Genomic DNA, 16085 nt, shown 5'->3' with positions numbered 1-16085 from the left:
CAAGGCCTTCACTGATGAGCACAGTGGTTTTCAGAGCTTTGCTTGCCCGGTGGCGTACGGTCAGGACGCCGCGGCCAGCTTCGCCGCGTCCCGATCGGGATGGACGAGGAGGAGCGCGGCCACGGCGCCGATGATCATCGTGATGCCGAGGACCAGGAAGCCGTCCCCGTAGCCGGCCGCGGCCGACTCCCCGGCGTCGACCAGTCGGCCGATCACCAGTGGGGCCACGACCCCGCCGAGGCTGTAGACGGCGGCGACGATCCCGAACACGGCGGACCGCTGCTTCGCCGGGGCGACATCGGCGAGGCCGGCGAAGGCGACGCCGTACCCGGCGGAGTTCAGGCAGGCCCCGATGACGAGCAGCGTCATCTGCGGCACACCACGGTCCAGCGAGGAGAAGGCGACGGTGCACACCCCGGAGACCAGGACCATCGCGGCGGGGAGGACGCCTCGGGCGATCCTGTTCCCGACCCCTCTCTTCGTCAGTGCGCCGGAGAGCACTCCGACGAGGATGACGGCGACCGTGGCTCCCAGGTACGGCAGCACGACGAGCCTGCCCGCGGTGGTCGCGTCGTAGCCGAGGCCCTCGCGCAGATAGAGCGGCAGCCAGCTGACACCGACGGAGGTGTTGGCGTACGCGACGAAGAACAGGAGCGCCATGCCGATCAGCGTTCCCGTGGAGAACAGGCGCCGCAGCGGCACCCGCTCGGGAAGCACCGTCTCCGCCACCTCGCGATCGCCGCCCCGCGCCCCCTCGGGCCCGGAGTCCCCGCCGAGCAGCCAGAGCACCACGAAGACCGCGCCGAATGCCGCGAGGGCACCGAAGGCCGCGTGCCAGGAGTACGTCTCGATGACCCAGGTCAGCGTGGGCGCCGCGATCAGCGGGCCGACCCCGGCGCCGGCGATGACGATCGAGCTGGGCACGCTCCGCCGGTGCGCGGGGAACCACGAGTGGGCCACCTGCATGGCCAGCGCGACGGTCGGTCCCTCCGCGAAGCCGAGCAGCACCCGGCAGGCGATGATGGTGGTGAAGCCGACCTGGGCGGCCATGGGCGCGAGGCTGAGCGCCCATACCGCGGCGATCCCGGCCAGCAGCCAGCGCGCCCGCACCTTGCCCCCGAGCCAGCCACCGAGCACGGAACCGACGGCGAAGAGCCAGAAGAAACTGCTCTGGATGACACCGAACTGGGAGCCGTCCAGACCGAGTTCCTTCTTCATCCCCACGCCGGACAGGGCCACGACGACCTTGTCCGCGAAGTTGACGAGCATCAGACAGACGAGCAGGGCGAGGACGTACCACGCCCTGCGCTTCACGGCGGGCGCGGGGAACCCGGCGGCGGTCACCGACGGCGGGCCGGGCACTTCTTGTCGATCGACGGCCATGACGGCCCTCCCTGATCCACGGGGCTGATGTGACCAGGAAGTGAAGCATCCCTAACCATCCCACACAACACGTTGGACGCTGATTCTTCAGAGTGACGAGGGTGTGGAGCAGCTGAGTGATTTACCTCTAACGACATGCCGTCCAGCCCGCTTGTTGATCACCGGGTCGCCCGGATGTTGTACCTTTGCCGAAGTGGACGACGGCGAGGGGCGAACTGGGATGCAGACGGAAGCGTCGGGGCGGACGACCGCGCGCAGACCCCCGGACCGTAAAGCCCGGATCGTCGCCGCCGCGTCCGGCCTCTTCCGCGAGCGCGGCTATCACAACGTCTCGGTGGCCGATGTCGCGGCCGAGGTGGGCATCACCGCCCCTGCTCTCTACCGGCACTTCCGCGGCAAGCCCGACCTGCTGCTCCACGTCGTGGACGCCACGGTCAGCGCGATCTCGGTGTCCCTCGACGCGGCCCCCGACCTGGACACCTATCTCCGTGCGACGGCCAACGAGACCATGGACCGGCGCGGCTCGGCCGTCCTGTGGCAGCGCGAGGCCAGGCACCTGCCGGAGGACCGACGCAAGGAACAGCGGCGCGCCCTCAACGACGTCGCCGACCGGATCGCCGCACTGATCGGGGACGAGCGCCCGGGCCTCGACGAGTCCGACCGGCAACTCCTCGCGTGGTCCGTCCTGTCGGTGTTCGGCTCCATCTCCTGGCACCGCACGTCGCTGCCGCGCCGCCGCTTCGAGGAGCTCCTGTACCGGCTCGCGTACGCCGCCGCGCACTGCCCCCTCGGGGCTCGTCCCGCCGCCGAGGCGGGAACCGCGACGGGCGGATACGCGGACCTCGCGGTCTCCCGCCGAGAGGAGATCCTCGTCGAGGCGATCCGTCTCTTCGACGAGCGGGGCTTCCAGTCCGTGAGCACCGACGACATCGGCGAGGCCGCCGGAGCGACGGGCCCCAGCATCTACAAGCACTTCCCGACCAAGACCGATCTGCTCGTGGCCGCCGTGATGCGCGGCGGCGAGCAGCGACGCGCGGGCACGGCACAGGCACTCGCCACGTCCGGCACGCCGCGCCAGACCCTCGACCGGCTGCTGCGCTCGTACATCGACTTCGCCCTGAGCCAGAGCCACTTGATCGGCCTGCTGATCGGCGAACTGGACCAGCTCCCCGAGAAGGAGCGCAAGGCGGCCCGGCAGAATCAGCGGGAGTACCTGGCACTGTGGGTGCGGCTGCTCGACGAGGTGCGCCCAGGGCTCGACGCCGCCGAGGCCAGGATCGTCGTCACCGCGGTGCTGACGGTCATCGACAACGCGGCCCGTACAGGGTCCACAGGCGACCGCCCGGACCTCGCCGACCGCCTCGCCGAACTCGGCACGGCACTGCTCCTGAGCGAGAACCCGGCCGCGTAGCTCCGCGGCCGGCCTGCCGCCGCCCCGGACAACGGCCGATACGGGCTTGCCGTCCGGCCCGCCGATCGCGAGACTCCCGCCCATGTCCTCTGCCGCGCGCGATCTGACGCTCGAGCACTTCCGGTGGATCGACGGCCACGCGGAGGCGTGGGCCGTCGTCCGGGACGCGAAGGCACCGACCTCCATGATCGCCGGGCCGCCGGAAGCCCTTCGCGCGCTGCCGGCCGCCGGGTCGCCTTCCCCCTGCGGACGCCACATGATCGGCTGCGAGGGCGTGTTGGGCATTCTGGCGGCGCTACGACGGGCGGACGTCGACGTGTGGATCGGCGGGGGCTGGGGCATCGACGCGCTCGTCGGCGAGCAGACCCGTGCACACGGCGACCTGGATCTGACGTACCGACAGGAGCAGGAGCCCCGCGTCGTCGCCTCCCTGGCCCTCGAGGGTTTCACCGAGACCCTCGACGCGCGACCGGAACCCTTCGTGCTCTCGACTCCCGACGGCCGCGACATCGATCTGCACACCCACTGGCCTTCGCCCCGGACGGAACCGCCGTCCAGTTCTCCCCCGATCCGCGAAGTCCGTTCGTGTACCGGCCGCGTGCTTCGTGACCGGCACCATCGGCGGGGTCACCGTGCCGTGTCTGTCGGCCCAACGGCAGGTCGACTTCCATCAAGGGTATGAACCTCGTGAACGGGACGTTCACGACATGGCACTTCAGCGCGGCGCCTTCGGCATCACCACGCACTTCTGAGCCTCGTTTCTGAGCCCCCGCTCCCGCTGGGACACGTCTCCGACGCGTGGGTCACCGCCCCCTGCTGTGCCTCCCGGGACGGGGAAGCTACCCTTGCCGACGTACCGGACACGGGGTGCCCCGCACGAGGGCTGAGATCACACCCGTCGAACCTGAACCAGTTAGCACTGGCGGAGGGATGTCAGCCAATGTCGTTGCCCCATGCCCCGAGCAGCACCGGGACCACCGGACCGCGCTCCGTCTTCGACGGGCGGATGCCCGCCGCGCCCGGTGACCTGCGGGTCGAGGCCCGCGGGATCGCGCCGGTCCCCGAGAGCCACCGCTACGGCGGCGCCGGGCGCCTGTTCACCGTGTGGTTCGCCCCGAACCTGACCATGACCGGCGTCTTCACCGGCACCGTCGGCATCGCGCTCGGCCTGGACTTCGCCACCGCGCTGGCCGCCGTCGTCATCGGCACTCTGATCGGCGCCGTGCCCACCGCGTATCTCGGTACGTGGGGCAGCGCGACCGGCGCGGGACAGCTCCCGCTGGCGCGGCTCGCGTTCGGCCGGGCCGTCGCGGTGCCCGGCGCCCTGCAGTGGCTGTCGTCGGTCGCCTGGGACGCGCTGATCGGTCTGTTCGGCGGTGACGCGCTCGCCCGGCTGTGCGGCTGGCCCTTCTGGGTCGGCGTGCTCGTGATGATGCTGGCGCAGGGCGCGCTCGGCGTGCTCGGCTACGAGGCCGTCCACCGGCTCCAGAAGCTGATGACCTTCGTACTGGCCGCCGCGTTCGTGGTTCTGGCCGTCAAGCTCCTCGACGGTGTCCATCCGGTCACCACCGGGACCGCGCACGGGGCCGACCAGGCCGGCGCGTTCGTCCTCACCAGCACGATCGCGCTCAGCCTGTCCGTGTCCTGGGCCCCCTACGCCAGCGACTTCAGCCGCTATCTCCCGGCCGCCACATCCCGTAAGCGCATGTTCTGGTTCACGCTCCTCGGCGTCACCGTCTCCTTCGTCGCCGTCCAGGCGCTCGGGCTGTGGGGCGCCTCCGTGTTCACCGACCAGACCGCGCGCGGGGTCGACGAGCTGCTCGGCGGGGGCGTCCTCGGCTCCTTCGGGCTGCTCGCCGTGGCGCTCGCGGCCCTGTGCAGCAACGCCATGAACGACTACAGCGGTTCGCTGGCCCTGCAGACGATCGGCGTCCGGGTCCCGCGGCCGCTCGCGGCGGCGCTCGCCGCGGTGCTCGGCTTCCCGCTGGTGCTGTGGATGCACGCCGCCGACACCGCGGCCCGCTTCCAGAACGTGCTGCTGTTCGTCGGCTACTGGATCCCCGGGTTCGTCGCGGTCGTGGCCGTCGACTGGTTCGCGCGCGCCAGGGCCCGGGGCGGCGCGCCGGTCGACCTGGCCGCCGAGAGCGCCCGGCCGCAGCCCTGGTGGCCCGGACTCCTCGCTTTCGTCGCCGCCTTCGCCGCCGCGGTCCCGTTCATGGACAGCGGCCTGTACGTGGGCCCGGTCGCCAAGGCCCTGCACGGCGCCGACCTCGCGTACTACGTGGCCTTCGTCGCCGCACTCGTCGTGTACGCGCCCCTCAGGCTGCGCCGCCCGACCGCCCGCACCCGGACCGCACCGCAGCAGGAGGCCCGCGCATGACCGCCCCCGCGAGCACCGGACGCGTCGCGCCGCCCCGCGTCCTGACCGTCGCCGGTTCGGACTCGGGCGGTGGCGCCGGGATCCAGGCCGACCTCAAGACGATGCTGGCGCTCGGCGCCCACGGCATGAGCGTCCTGACGGCCGTCACCGCGCAGAACTCCCTGGGGGTACAGGGAGCGTGGGAACTCCCCGTCGACGCGGTGCGCACGCAGTACCGCAGCGTCGTGGACGACATCGGCGTCCAGGCGGTCAAGACCGGGATGCTCTCGTCGCCGGTGCTCGTCGAGGCGGTGGCCGAACTGCTCGCCGGTACGGACGCCCCCGTGGTCGTGGACCCCGTGAGCGTCTCCAAGCACGGCGATCCGCTGCTCGCCGAGGACGCGCTGGACGCGGTGCGCACCAAGCTGCTGCCGGTCGCGACGGTGGCCACGCCGAACCTGGACGAGGTGGCGCAGCTGACCGGCCTCGCCGTCACGGACGACGACGGCATGCGCCGGGCCGCGGCACGGCTCCTGTCGTTCGGGCCGCGCTGGGTGGTCGTCAAGGGCGGCCATCTGCCCGGGGCGGCCGTGGACCTGCTCACCGACGGCACGGAGGAACACTGGCTGCGCGCTCCCCGCCACGACAACCGGCACACGCACGGCACCGGATGCACCCTGGCGTCGGCCGTCGCCGTGGGTCTCGCCCACGGCCTGCCCGTGCCGGAGTCCGTCCGTCTGGCGAAGGAGTACGTCACGGGGGCGATCGCCGCCGGGTTCGCGCTGGGGTCGGGCATCGGCCCGGTCGACCACGGGTGGCGCCTGCCGGGCGACCGGTCCCGGGCCGCGGGACGCACGGACTGAGAGCCGCCGGGGCCACCTGGCGCGCGCAACACGCCCACCTGCACACAATCAGGGCCCGCTGTGCGTTCCGGCGCTCTCGTCCACTTGACTGTTGCCATGACCACCCTGCCCCGCCAGCCTCAACAGGCCCCGCCGACCGGCCACATGATCGTGTGCGGCGGTGACGCGCTCGCCGAGCGGCTCGCCGCCGAACTGCGCGCCGTCTACGGCGAGCGGGTCACGGTCGTCGTGCCCTTCGTCCGCGTCACCAGGCAGGGCGCCGGTCCCGCCGGACGGGCGCGGGCTGCCACGCTGCTCTCGCGGATGCAGGCGGTCGTGAACCGTACGGTGTCCGCCGCGGCCGACGACAGCGTTCCGCCGCCCCGCGTCCTGGAGGCACCGGAACTCGACGAGGAGGCGCTGGCCGAGGCGGGCGTGGCCGACGCCGCCGCACTGGCCCTCGTCCACGGCGACGACGAGACCAACATCCGGGCCGCCCTGGCCGCCCGCCGTCTCAACCCCCAGCTGCGCCTGGTCATCCGGCTCTACAACCGCAAGCTCGGCCAGCACCTGGAACACCTCCTCGATCAGGCCGCCGCGCTCTCCGCCCCCGGCGTCGACCCCGAGGCGCTGGACACCACGACGACCGTCCTGTCCGACGCCGACACCGCGGCGCCGGCGCTCGCGGCCACTGCCGTCGCCGGTACCAGCAAGGTCGTCCAGGCCGACGGGCTCCTGCTGCGCGCCGTGGAGCGCACCCCGCCGGGCCGTGGCGAGGTCGCCGACCCCGGACTGTGCACCCTCGCCCTGCTGTCCGCGACCGCCAACGACCCGGCGGGCGCCGAGGGTTCGGACGTGGGCGGCGCGGAGGGCCCGCTGCTGCTGCCCGACGAACGCACCGTCGCCGCGGCCACCGGGCGCGGCACGGTGGTCCTGGAGGCCGTCTCCCCCACGGTCGCCGCACCCAACGGCCGCACGACCAGCCGCCGTATGCCCCTCAGCTCGCTGTTCTCGCGCCGGCTGCGCCTGTCCCTGGCCGGACTCGTCACGAGCGTCCTCGGCCTGGCCGTGGCGTCCTGGGCCACCACCGGCGACCACCCGCTGCACGCCGGATACCTCACGCTCCTCGACCTGTTCGCCATCGACGACCCCGCGATCGGGGAGCCGCTCGCCCGCCAGCTCCTCCAACTCCTCACGGGGCTCGCCGGACTGCTCCTGCTGCCCGTCCTGCTCGCGGCCGTGCTCGAAGCCCTCGGCACCTTCCGGACGGCGTCGGCCCTGCGCCGCCCGCCGCGCGGTCTCTCCGGCCACGTCGTGCTGCTCGGCCTCGGCAAGATCGGTACCCGCGTCCTGGCCCGCCTGCGTGAACTCGGCATCCCCGTCGTGTGCGTGGAGGAGGACCCCGAGGCGCGCGGCGTCGCCCTCGCCCGCCGTCTGCGCGTACCTACCGTCATCGGTGACGTCACGCAGGAAGGCGTCCTGGAAGCGGCCAAGGTGCACCGCGCCCACGCCCTGCTCGCCCTCACCAGCAGCGACATCACCAACCTCGAGGCCGCGCTGCACGCGCGGTCGGTCAAGCCCGACCTGCGGGTGGCGCTGCGCCTGTTCGACGACGGATTCGCGACCGCCGTCTACCGCACGCTCCGCTCCGCGCATCCCCGCGCCCTGACCCGCAGCCGGAGTGTCTCCGCCCTCGCAGCGCCCGCGTTCGCCGGCGCCATGATGGGCCGCCAGATCCTCGGCGCCATCCCCGTCGAGCGCAGCGTCCTGCTCTTCGCCGCCCTCGACGTGGCAGGACATCCGCTGCTCGACGGCCGGACCGTCGCCGACACGTTCCGGGCCGGTTCCTGGCGGGTGATCGCCCTCGACGCCACGGCGCCGAGCGAGCGCCGCCCCGACCTGGCCGCGTCCCCCACCGACGACGACCCCGACCGCCCGACCGGCCTCGTGTGGGACCTTCACCCCGGGTACGTGCTGCGTCCGGAGGACCGCGTGGTGCTGGCCGCCACGCGCCGCGGCCTGGCGGAACTCCTGCGGCACGGCCCCCTGGCCCGTACCCGCGCCGGAGACTCCTAGGAGCACCGCGAGCGTGTGATCACCACCCCTCGCCTTCCGTACGGGCCACCCGGCCACGTGTGATCATCGGCTCTCCGCGCGCCTTATCCTTGATCCGCCACACCCCTCCCGCTCGTCCTCGCGCTCGCGCGGGGCGAACTTCGTTCCGTGGCAACCAATTTGACGGGGCTGTCTTTCAAGGGTGGTGCGCAGGTTGTTGCTGGCGGATCGGTACCGGTTGCACAAGGCCATAGGCCGCGGCGGTATGGGTGAGGTGTGGCAGGCGACCGACGAGATGCTCGGCCGGACCGTGGCCGTGAAGCTGCTCATCGCCCAGGACGCGGATCCTTCGGCGGCGGCCAGGTTCCGTATGGAGGCGCAGACTTCGGCGTCGCTCAGCCATCCGCACGTGGTGGGTGTCTACGACTTCGGCTCCTGGGAGCACCGTTTCTACCTCGTCATGGAACTCGTCGAGGGCGGCAGTCTGGCCCACGAGACCGCGGGCGGCGCGCGGCTGACGCCGGAGCGGGTGGCGGACATCGCGGCCGGTGCGGCCGCCGGGCTCGCCGCCGCCCACCGCCAGGGGGTGGTGCACCGGGACATCAAGCCGGGCAATCTGCTGCTCACCCCCGACGGCACGGTCAAGCTCGGCGACTTCGGCATCGCCCGCTTCCTCGACGATCCCGCCGCCGGGCTCACCACCACCGGGCAGATCGTGGGCACCGGCCTGTACCTCGCGCCCGAGCGCGCTCTCGGCAAGAACGCGGGCCCGGCGTCCGACGTGTACTCGCTGGGCTGCGTGCTGTATCAACTCCTGACCGGGAACCCGCCGTTCCGGGCCGACACCGCGACCGGCCTGCTCTACCAGCACGTGGACGCCGCGCCGGTGGCCCCGGGCCGGCTCGGCGTCCAGCTGCCTCCGTCGTTCGAGAACTATCTGCTCGGTCTGCTCGCCAAGCAGCCGGAGGACCGGCCGACGGCCCAGGAGGTCACGGACTGGTTCCGTACGGGTTCCTGGCAGGGCCGCCCCGAACCCCTCCCGGAGCCCGTGCCGGTGGCGCCCGCGCCGACACCCGCTCCCCACTTCCGGACCTCCCCGGAGATCCGGACCACGTCGACGACCTACCAGCTGCCGTCGTCCGGCCGGGCGGCGCGCCGCGGGGCGGCACGGCGCGGCGGCGTCCTGGAGGCGGCGAGACGCAGACCGAGAATCATCGGGGCCGTCGCCGCGGCCGCTCTGTTCGTCGCGTCCCTCCTGATCGGCATGGCGTGGTTCGCCCCCGACGACAGTGCCGCGAACGCACCGACGGGCACCCCTTCGCCCTCAGCGTCCGCGCGCTGACGGGGCGCCCGTCCCGGCGGAACACGCTCGCGCGATGATGGGTGCGACGCCTTCGACCGACCACCATGGAGCTCACCGTGCACACCCGTTCCTGGGCCGATCTCGCCGTCCACCGCAGCCGCGTACGCGGTTGTCTCCTCGGCGGCGCGATCGGTGACGCGCTCGGGTACCCCGTCGAGTTCCTCTCCCTCGACGCCCTCCGCGCCACGCACGGCGCGGCCGGGGTCACCGGCCTGGTGGCCGACGCGGACGGTGTGACGGGCCGGGTCAGCGACGACACCCAGATGACGCTGTTCACCGCCGAGGGGCATCTGCGGGGACACTGCCGCACCCGGGACCGGGGCATCGGCGGCGCCGAGGCGGCCCTCGTGCACGACGCGTACCTGCGGTGGCTGGAGACGCAGAACCACCCCGGGCCGCTGCCCGAGGAGGACTTGCGCCACCGCATCGGGTGGCTGCGGCACGAGCCCTGGCTGTACGCGCGCCGCGCGCCCGGCAACGCCTGCCTGAGCGGCGTCGCAGCGGGATTCACCCCCGACCCGTACGGGAAGCCCACCGGTGAGCCGGGGCCGGTGAACCCGGACTCCAAGGGCTGCGGCGCCGTGATGCGTTCCGCGCCCTTCGGCCTGACGGACCTGGGCGCCCGCCGGTCCTTCGAACTCGCCGCCCAGTGCGCCCAGATCACGCACGGACACCCCACCGGCTATCTCGCCTCCGGTGCGTTCGCCGCCCTCATCAGCCACCTCGTCGACGGCGAGTCCCTGGAGGGCGCGGTGCTGCTGACCCTGCGCCTGCTCTCCGGCTACCGGGGCCACGAGGAGACCACGGCCGCGCTGAGCCGGGCCGTCGCGCTCGCCGAGGAGGAGGGCGAGGCGACCCCCGAGAAGGTGGAGACGCTCGGCGCCGGCTGGGTCGCGGAGGAGGCCCTCGCCATCGGCGTGTACGCGGCGCTCGCCCGCACCCGGCCGCAGACCTTCTACGTCGGCAAGGAGGGCACGGTGTGCAACCCGAAGCCCCCGCGCACACCGATCGAGGCCGCGTTCCTGCTCTCGGTCAACCACTCCGGCGACAGCGACTCCACGGGCTCCGTGTGCGGCAACATCCTCGGCGCACTGCACGGCGACGTACACCTGCCGCACCAGTGGCTGACCGAGATCGAGGGACGCACCACCGTCGCCCGGCTCGGCGACGACATCGCGGCCGAGATCCGGCCCGGCGAGAAGCGCCCCTGGAACTACTGACGCCCTGGCACTACTGACGCCGGGACCCGCGCCTGCCGGCCAGCACCGCCCGCTCCTTGGCCGCCCGCACCGACGCCGACAGACCGTCGATGTCGTACGCCCCGTGGTGGCGCCGTCCGTTGACGAAGAACGTGGGCGTGCCCGAGACGCTGCTGAGGTCGGCCGACTCGAGGTCCTCCGCGACCCGTCCCCCGCCGCTGTGCGCCCGCAGGTCCTTGTGGAACCGGTCGGTGTCCAGGCCGAGCTCCCCCGCGTACTTCAGGAGATCGGGGGCCCGCAGGGCGTCCTGGTGGGTGAACAGCAGGTCGTGCATCTCCCAGTACGCGCCCTGCTCCCCCGCCGCTTCGGCCGCCTCCGCCGCGAGCTGGGCGTGCGGGTGCACGTCGTTCAAGGGCAGGTGCCGCCACACGTAGCGGATGTCGCCGAAGCCGGCGAGCAGCTCCCGCACGACGGGTTCGGCCTGTCCGCAGTAGGGGCACTCGAAGTCGCCGTACTCGACGACCGTCACGGGCGCGTGCCGTGGTCCGCGCACGTGGTCGCGGTCCGGGTCGACCGGCACGGCCAGGTCGACGATGCCCTCGGCCGTTCCGAGGAGCGCCCGCATCCGGGTGGGGCGGGGCAGGATTGCGATGACCCAGGAGACCAGCCAGGTCATGAGGAACGCGCCGGCCACCGCGCTGAGGATGCCGATCTTCGCCTCGGCCAGTTGGTCGCCGTCGAAGGCGAGAGTGGCGATCAGCAGGGCCACGGTGAACCCGACACCCGCGATGGCTCCCCCGGCCGCGGTGGCGCCCCAGCCGACGGGCGGGCGCAGCCGGCCGCGGCTGAGCCGCGTCGTCAGCCAGGAGGCGCCGACGATGCCGAGCGGCTTGCCCAGGACGTAGCCGATGAGGATGCCCAGGGTGATCGGCGAGCTGAAGGCGCGGGCCAGTTCGCCGCCGCTGATCTCGATGCCGGCGTTGGCGAGGGCGAACAGCGGCACGATCACATAGCTCGTCCACGGGTGGTAGAGGCGCTGCAGCCGCTCGTTGGGGGACAAGGCCGACGCGAGGCCGAGTCGCACCGACCGCTCCAGCTCGGGGGTCGGCTGCTCGCGGAAGAGCCGGAACAGGCCGCTCGCCCGCTCCAGCGCGGTACGACTCGCGGGGTACGCGGAGGTCAGCAACCCCATCGCGAGGCCGGTCACGACGGGGTCCACCCCCGACTCCAGCAGCGCCACCCAGGTCGCGACGGCCAACAGCGCGTACACCCAGCCGCGCCGGGTGCCGGTGGCCCGTACCAGCAAGATCACACAGAACAGGCCGAGTGCCACCAGGAGGGCGGGGACGTCGATCTGGCCGCTGTAGGCGACGGCGATGACGATCAGCGCCACGAAATCGTCGACGACGGCCACGGTCAGGATGAAGATGCGCAGGCTGCTGGGCAGGCGGTTGCCGAGCAGGGCCAGCATGCCGAGGGCGAACGCCGTGTCGGTCGACATGGCGGCGCCCCAGCCGTGGGCCGTGCTCTGTCCGGCGTTGACGGCCAGGTAGACGGCGACGGGGACGACCATGCCGCTGAGTCCCGCGACGAGAGGCAGCGTGACGCGCCGGCGTTCGCGGAGCTCCCCCATGTCGAACTCACGCCGCGCCTCCAGGCCGACGACGAAGAAGAACATCGTCATCAGGCCGCTGTTGACCCACTCCCGCAGGTCCAGCGACACTCCGGCGGAACCGACCCGCACGGAGAAGTGCGTCCCCCAGAAGTCCTCGTACGTGCCGGGGTCGATGTTCACCCAGGCCAGGGCCGCGAGCGCCGCGGCCAGCAGCACGGAGGCGCTGCCGGTCTCGGTGCGCAGGAAGTCGCGCAGCGGCGTGCGCAGCTCGTCGCCGCACGTTGTCTGCCCGTCGAACCCCGAGCTCATCGGCGGCATTCCCGTCTCTCGATGGCCCGCGCGGACCATGGCCGGCGGCTGCTCGGGCGAGCGCCCGAGCGCGGTGAGACGGTAGTTGACGCACGGCGGCCCGGACGAATCGACACGGCGACCGCGTTCGAGTGCCCGCCCGGGGGCGGGCACTCGAACGGACCGGTCGACGTCAGCCGAGGCCGACCGCGAACACGTGCAGGTTGCCGTTGTCCGGCAGCGTCACGCTCTTGATGTGCTTCCCTTCCGGCACGTCGTAGGGCTTGGTGGCGAAGACGTACGCGGCGGGCCCGGCGCCCCCGGACTGGTTGCGGTGGTCGGTGCGGGCCACGGTCGTGTTGCCGAAGACGGGGTCCGTCCCGCCGCCCGGCAGCGTCCAGTCGCCGAACGACAGATCCGCGGTGGCGGTGGAGCCGTCGGTGAAGGTCACGGTGGCGCTGCCGCGCTGGTCGCTGTGCGTCGCCGAGCCCACGAACAGCAGCTTCCCGGCGTCCTTCGCCCGGTCCGCCAGGTCGATGCGCTGACCCGCGGCGGCGACGTTGTCGGGCCGCCCCTGGGGCGCGGCGGGCCACACGAAGGACGTGCCCGCCACCTCGACGCGCGTGCCGCCCTTGAGACCGGCGGCTTCGAGCCCTTGACGGGAGTAGGTGTTGCCGTCGCCGTCGTAGTCACCCTGGCCGCGGTCGGCGTCGTCGGAGGAACCGGTGTTGTCGTACGCGGCCGCGAGACCGCCCTCGGGGGCGACGAGCACGAACACCGACAGCTGAACGGGCTTGTCGCCGGCCCCCTTCCCACGGACGGTCACCGGGATCTCGTAATAGCCCTCGGCCGTGCCGGCCGCGGCCTTCACGGACAGGGCGAGTTCACCCGAACCGGTCTTCGCGTCGAGACCGAGCGGCCCGCCCGTGGGCGAGACGGTCAGCCCTTCAGGGGCCTTCGTGGTGACGGTCAGCGACGTGTCGTGCCCGGCCAGCCGCTGACCGTGGACGGTGACCTTCGCCGCGTCTCCGCCGGGAACGGCCGACGCCGCGTTGGGCGTCGCGCTCGCGAGGAAGGAACGCTCACCCGAGCGGTACGAGGGCGGCGCGGCCTTCGCGGACGTCGCCCAGGTCTTGTCCGGCGTGCCGGACAGCGTGAAGTCGAGGCGCGCCCCGTCCTTCACCGCGGACTGCGGGAGGTAGGTGCGCTCCCAGGTGCGGCCGTCGAGCGCGAGCCCGTGGACGTACGGCGCGTCGGCGGACGCCTGCGGGGCGCGGATGTCCAACTCCCGCCCCTTGCCCGGCAGATCGAGGACCGCGTGCTCGAAGAGCGGACTGTGCACGGCGAGATCCGGGGTGCCGGGTGTCGACGGGTACACGCCGAGCGCGGCCCACACGTACCAGGAGGACTGGGCCCCGAGGTCGTCGTTGCCGGGCTCGCCGTCGGGCGTGGGGCTGAACAGGGTGGTGGCCACGTCGCGCACGGCCTGCTGCGTCTTCCACGGCATGCCCAGGTGGTTGTACACCCACGGCACGCCGAAGTCGACCTCGTTCCCCGCCCACATGTAGGGCTCGTTCGGACCCGCGTTCAGCTTCGTGAAGAAGGTGTCGAGTCGGTCGGCGGCCGCGTCGCGCCCGCCCATGGCCGCGATCAGACCCTCGGTGTTCTGCGGGACGAGCCAGTTGTACTGCGCCGCGTTGCCCTCGTCGAAGCCGTCCTGGCCGAACTTGCCCGGGGGCGGCGGCTGGTAGGCCGGGCCGTCCGGGAAGCGGCCGTCCTCGCCGCGCGGCTGGAGGTAGCCGGTGGCGGGGTTGAGGATGTTCTGCCAGTTCTGGCCCCGGCGGGTGAAGGTCGCGGCGGTGTCCTTGTCGCCCGCGGCCTTCGCGAGCTGCGCGATGGCGAAGTCGTCGATCGCCCACTCCAGGGTGACGGATCCGCCCACCCGCTGGTGGTCGCCGCGCGAGGCGTCGTTGTTGGGCATGTAGCCACGCTCGACGTACTCGCCGATCCCCGGCCGCTCCTTGTACGCACCTGGGGTGTCGTCCACCGAAGTGGCGCCCTTGACCAGGTACTTCAGCGCCTTCTTGAGGTCGAAGTCGCGGGCACCGAAGGCATAGAGGTTGGCGATGAGCGGGACGGAGTTGTCGCCCGTCATCTGCCCCGTGTAGTCGTTGGCCAGGGGCCAGCGCGGCCACCAGCCGCCCTGTTCGGCGTCGTTGACGAGCGACTGCGCCATGTCACTGGCCTGCTTCGGCCACAGCATCGCCTGGAGGGGCGCGAGCGAGCGGTAGGTGTCCCAGTCGGAGAAGTTGGCGTACTGGTTGTGGCCCGAGGGCAGCGTGCGCACCTTGTCGTCGAAGCCGATGTAGCGTCCGTCGGCGTCGTTGAAGGTGTTCGGGTGCATCAGCGAGTGGTACAGCGCGGTGTAGAACGTCTTCAGCTCACCGGTGTCGCGCCCGGCGACGCGGATCCTGCCCAGCGTGGCGGCCCACTGGTCGCGGGTCTGCTGGTGCAGGGCGTCCAGGCTCCAGCCGGGCACCTCGGCCGCCATGTTGGCCTCGGCGCCGTCCACGGAGACGTACGACATGGAGACCTTGGCCCGCACCGTGCGCGAGTCGGCCGTCCCGAAGGTGAGGTAGGCGCCCGCCTTGGGGGCGTCCACGGTGTCGCTGTCCTTGGAGACGGTCTTGCCGTCCCAGGTGCCGTGTGCGGTGAACGGGCGATCGAAGGTGATCGCGTAGTGGACGGTGTACTCGTTGCCCTTGCCGCAGAAGTTGCCGGTCGTCGCGGATCCGGTGACCTGCCGGTCGCCGACGACGCGCAGGTCGGCGCGCTTGTTGCCGGAGAGGCTGGCGCCGCCCTTCACGAGCACCTGGGCCGCGTCCGCCCCTTCGGGGAACGTGAACTGCGCCAGTCCCGTACGCGTGGTGGCGGCGAGTTCGGCCCGCACCTTCGAGTCCCCCAGCGTGACCGCGTAGTAGCCGGGTTCGGCCTTCTCGTCGTCGTGCGAGAAGGACTCGGTCCGGTCCCACGGGGCTGCGCCGACGTCTCCGGTCACGGGCAGGATCGGCACGTCGCCGAAGGCCGTGCAGCCGACCGAGGCGTGGTCGAGGCTGAAGCCGCGGATCTTGTCGCTGTGGTACTGGTACCCGGCGTACGAGCCTGCCGTGTCCGGCGAGAACTGCATCATGCCGAACGGGGCCGCGGGGCCCGGGAAGTTGTTGATCTCGCCGACGCTCGCGCCGCCCCGGCCCGTGCCGATGAGCGGGTCCACGTAGTCGGCGGGGTCGTCCACCAGTGACGGCTTCGCGGCGGTGGCGGGTGAGTTGGATGAGATAGACAACGTTGTCTTAGCTGCTGACAACGTTGTCGGATCGGCGGAGGCCACCGTCGACGCCCCCATCAACAACCCGGCAGCCAGTGCGGCGGCCGCCGCGCTGCGGGTTCTACGACTTCTCGGACGAGTCACACATGCCTCCGTGGAATATGGGCGGCTCAGCCACCACACACTCCGGGAGCGGGTGTTGTTCGTCAAGAGGCTTGCGGTGATTGCCCCTTGGGCCGCCGCGA

Annotated in this window: 9 protein-coding genes, 1 pseudogene and 1 riboswitch; of the genes and pseudogenes, 7 read left to right on the top strand and 3 right to left on the bottom strand. The window is 72.3% G+C overall.

The genetic code is table 11. From position 1 onward, the window contains the following. Nucleotides 1-60 precede the first annotated feature (60 nt). The gene (locus LGI35_RS39715) at nucleotides 61-1383 is read right to left on the bottom strand and encodes an MFS transporter (protein ID WP_227299274.1); all 1323 of its coding nucleotides are present in this window, start codon (nucleotides 1381-1383) and stop codon (nucleotides 61-63) included. Between the two features lie 220 nt (nucleotides 1384-1603). Here LGI35_RS39715 and LGI35_RS39710 point away from each other — a divergent pair, with 220 nt between their 5' ends. The 7 genes and pseudogenes from LGI35_RS39710 (at nucleotide 1604) to LGI35_RS39680 (ending at nucleotide 10633) form a co-directional block, all read left to right on the top strand. Next, nucleotides 1604-2794 (top strand): TetR/AcrR family transcriptional regulator, encoded by a 1191-nt coding sequence (locus LGI35_RS39710; RefSeq protein WP_227299273.1) that lies wholly within the window; start codon nucleotides 1604-1606, stop codon nucleotides 2792-2794. A gap of 256 nt (nucleotides 2795-3050) precedes the next feature. Continuing rightward, a pseudogene (locus tag LGI35_RS39705) lies at nucleotides 3051-3546 on the top strand (nucleotidyltransferase domain-containing protein). A 101-nt stretch (nucleotides 3547-3647) separates the two neighbouring features. Next, nucleotides 3648-3742: riboswitch (TPP riboswitch) on the top strand. Further along, on the top strand, nucleotides 3735-5174 hold the full coding sequence (locus tag LGI35_RS39700; RefSeq protein ID WP_227299272.1) for a purine-cytosine permease family protein: 1440 nt from the start codon (nucleotides 3735-3737) through the stop codon (nucleotides 5172-5174). It overlaps the preceding riboswitch by 8 nt. Next, nucleotides 5171-6016 (top strand): bifunctional hydroxymethylpyrimidine kinase/phosphomethylpyrimidine kinase, encoded by an 846-nt coding sequence (thiD, locus tag LGI35_RS39695; protein ID WP_227299271.1) that lies wholly within the window; start codon nucleotides 5171-5173, stop codon nucleotides 6014-6016. Before LGI35_RS39700 ends, thiD begins: the two co-directional genes overlap by 4 nt. Nucleotides 6017-6112: 96 nt before the next feature. Next, nucleotides 6113-8071, top strand: a complete 1959-nt coding sequence (locus LGI35_RS39690) for a potassium channel family protein (RefSeq protein ID WP_227299270.1) — start codon at nucleotides 6113-6115, stop codon at nucleotides 8069-8071. 244 nt (nucleotides 8072-8315) lie between these two features. After that, complete coding sequence (locus LGI35_RS39685) at nucleotides 8316-9392, top strand: serine/threonine-protein kinase (protein ID WP_264484703.1); 1077 nt, start codon at nucleotides 8316-8318, stop codon at nucleotides 9390-9392. 77 nt (nucleotides 9393-9469) lie between these two features. Beyond that, nucleotides 9470-10633 carry an ADP-ribosylglycohydrolase family protein gene (locus tag LGI35_RS39680; RefSeq protein WP_227299268.1) on the top strand — a complete coding sequence of 388 codons (1164 nt, stop codon included), beginning with the start codon at nucleotides 9470-9472 and terminating at the stop codon, nucleotides 10631-10633. Nucleotides 10634-10643: 10 nt separating this feature from the next. Here LGI35_RS39680 and nhaA read toward each other — a convergent pair whose 3' ends face one another. Beyond that, a complete protein-coding gene (gene nhaA, locus LGI35_RS39675; RefSeq protein ID WP_227299267.1) occupies nucleotides 10644-12545 on the bottom strand; it encodes a Na+/H+ antiporter NhaA in 1902 nt (633 codons plus the stop codon). 163 nt (nucleotides 12546-12708) lie between these two features. Then, a complete protein-coding gene (locus tag LGI35_RS39670) occupies nucleotides 12709-15858 on the bottom strand; it encodes a GH92 family glycosyl hydrolase (protein WP_227299266.1) in 3150 nt (1049 codons plus the stop codon). Nucleotides 15859-16085: the final 227 nt, after the last annotated feature.

The sequence above is a fragment of the Streptomyces longhuiensis genome (genome assembly GCF_020616555.1).
GTDB lineage: Bacteria > Actinomycetota > Actinomycetes > Streptomycetales > Streptomycetaceae > Streptomyces > Streptomyces longhuiensis.
The sequence above is the reverse complement of the archived record's forward strand: the minus strand, read 5'-3'. Positions and strand labels throughout refer to the sequence as shown.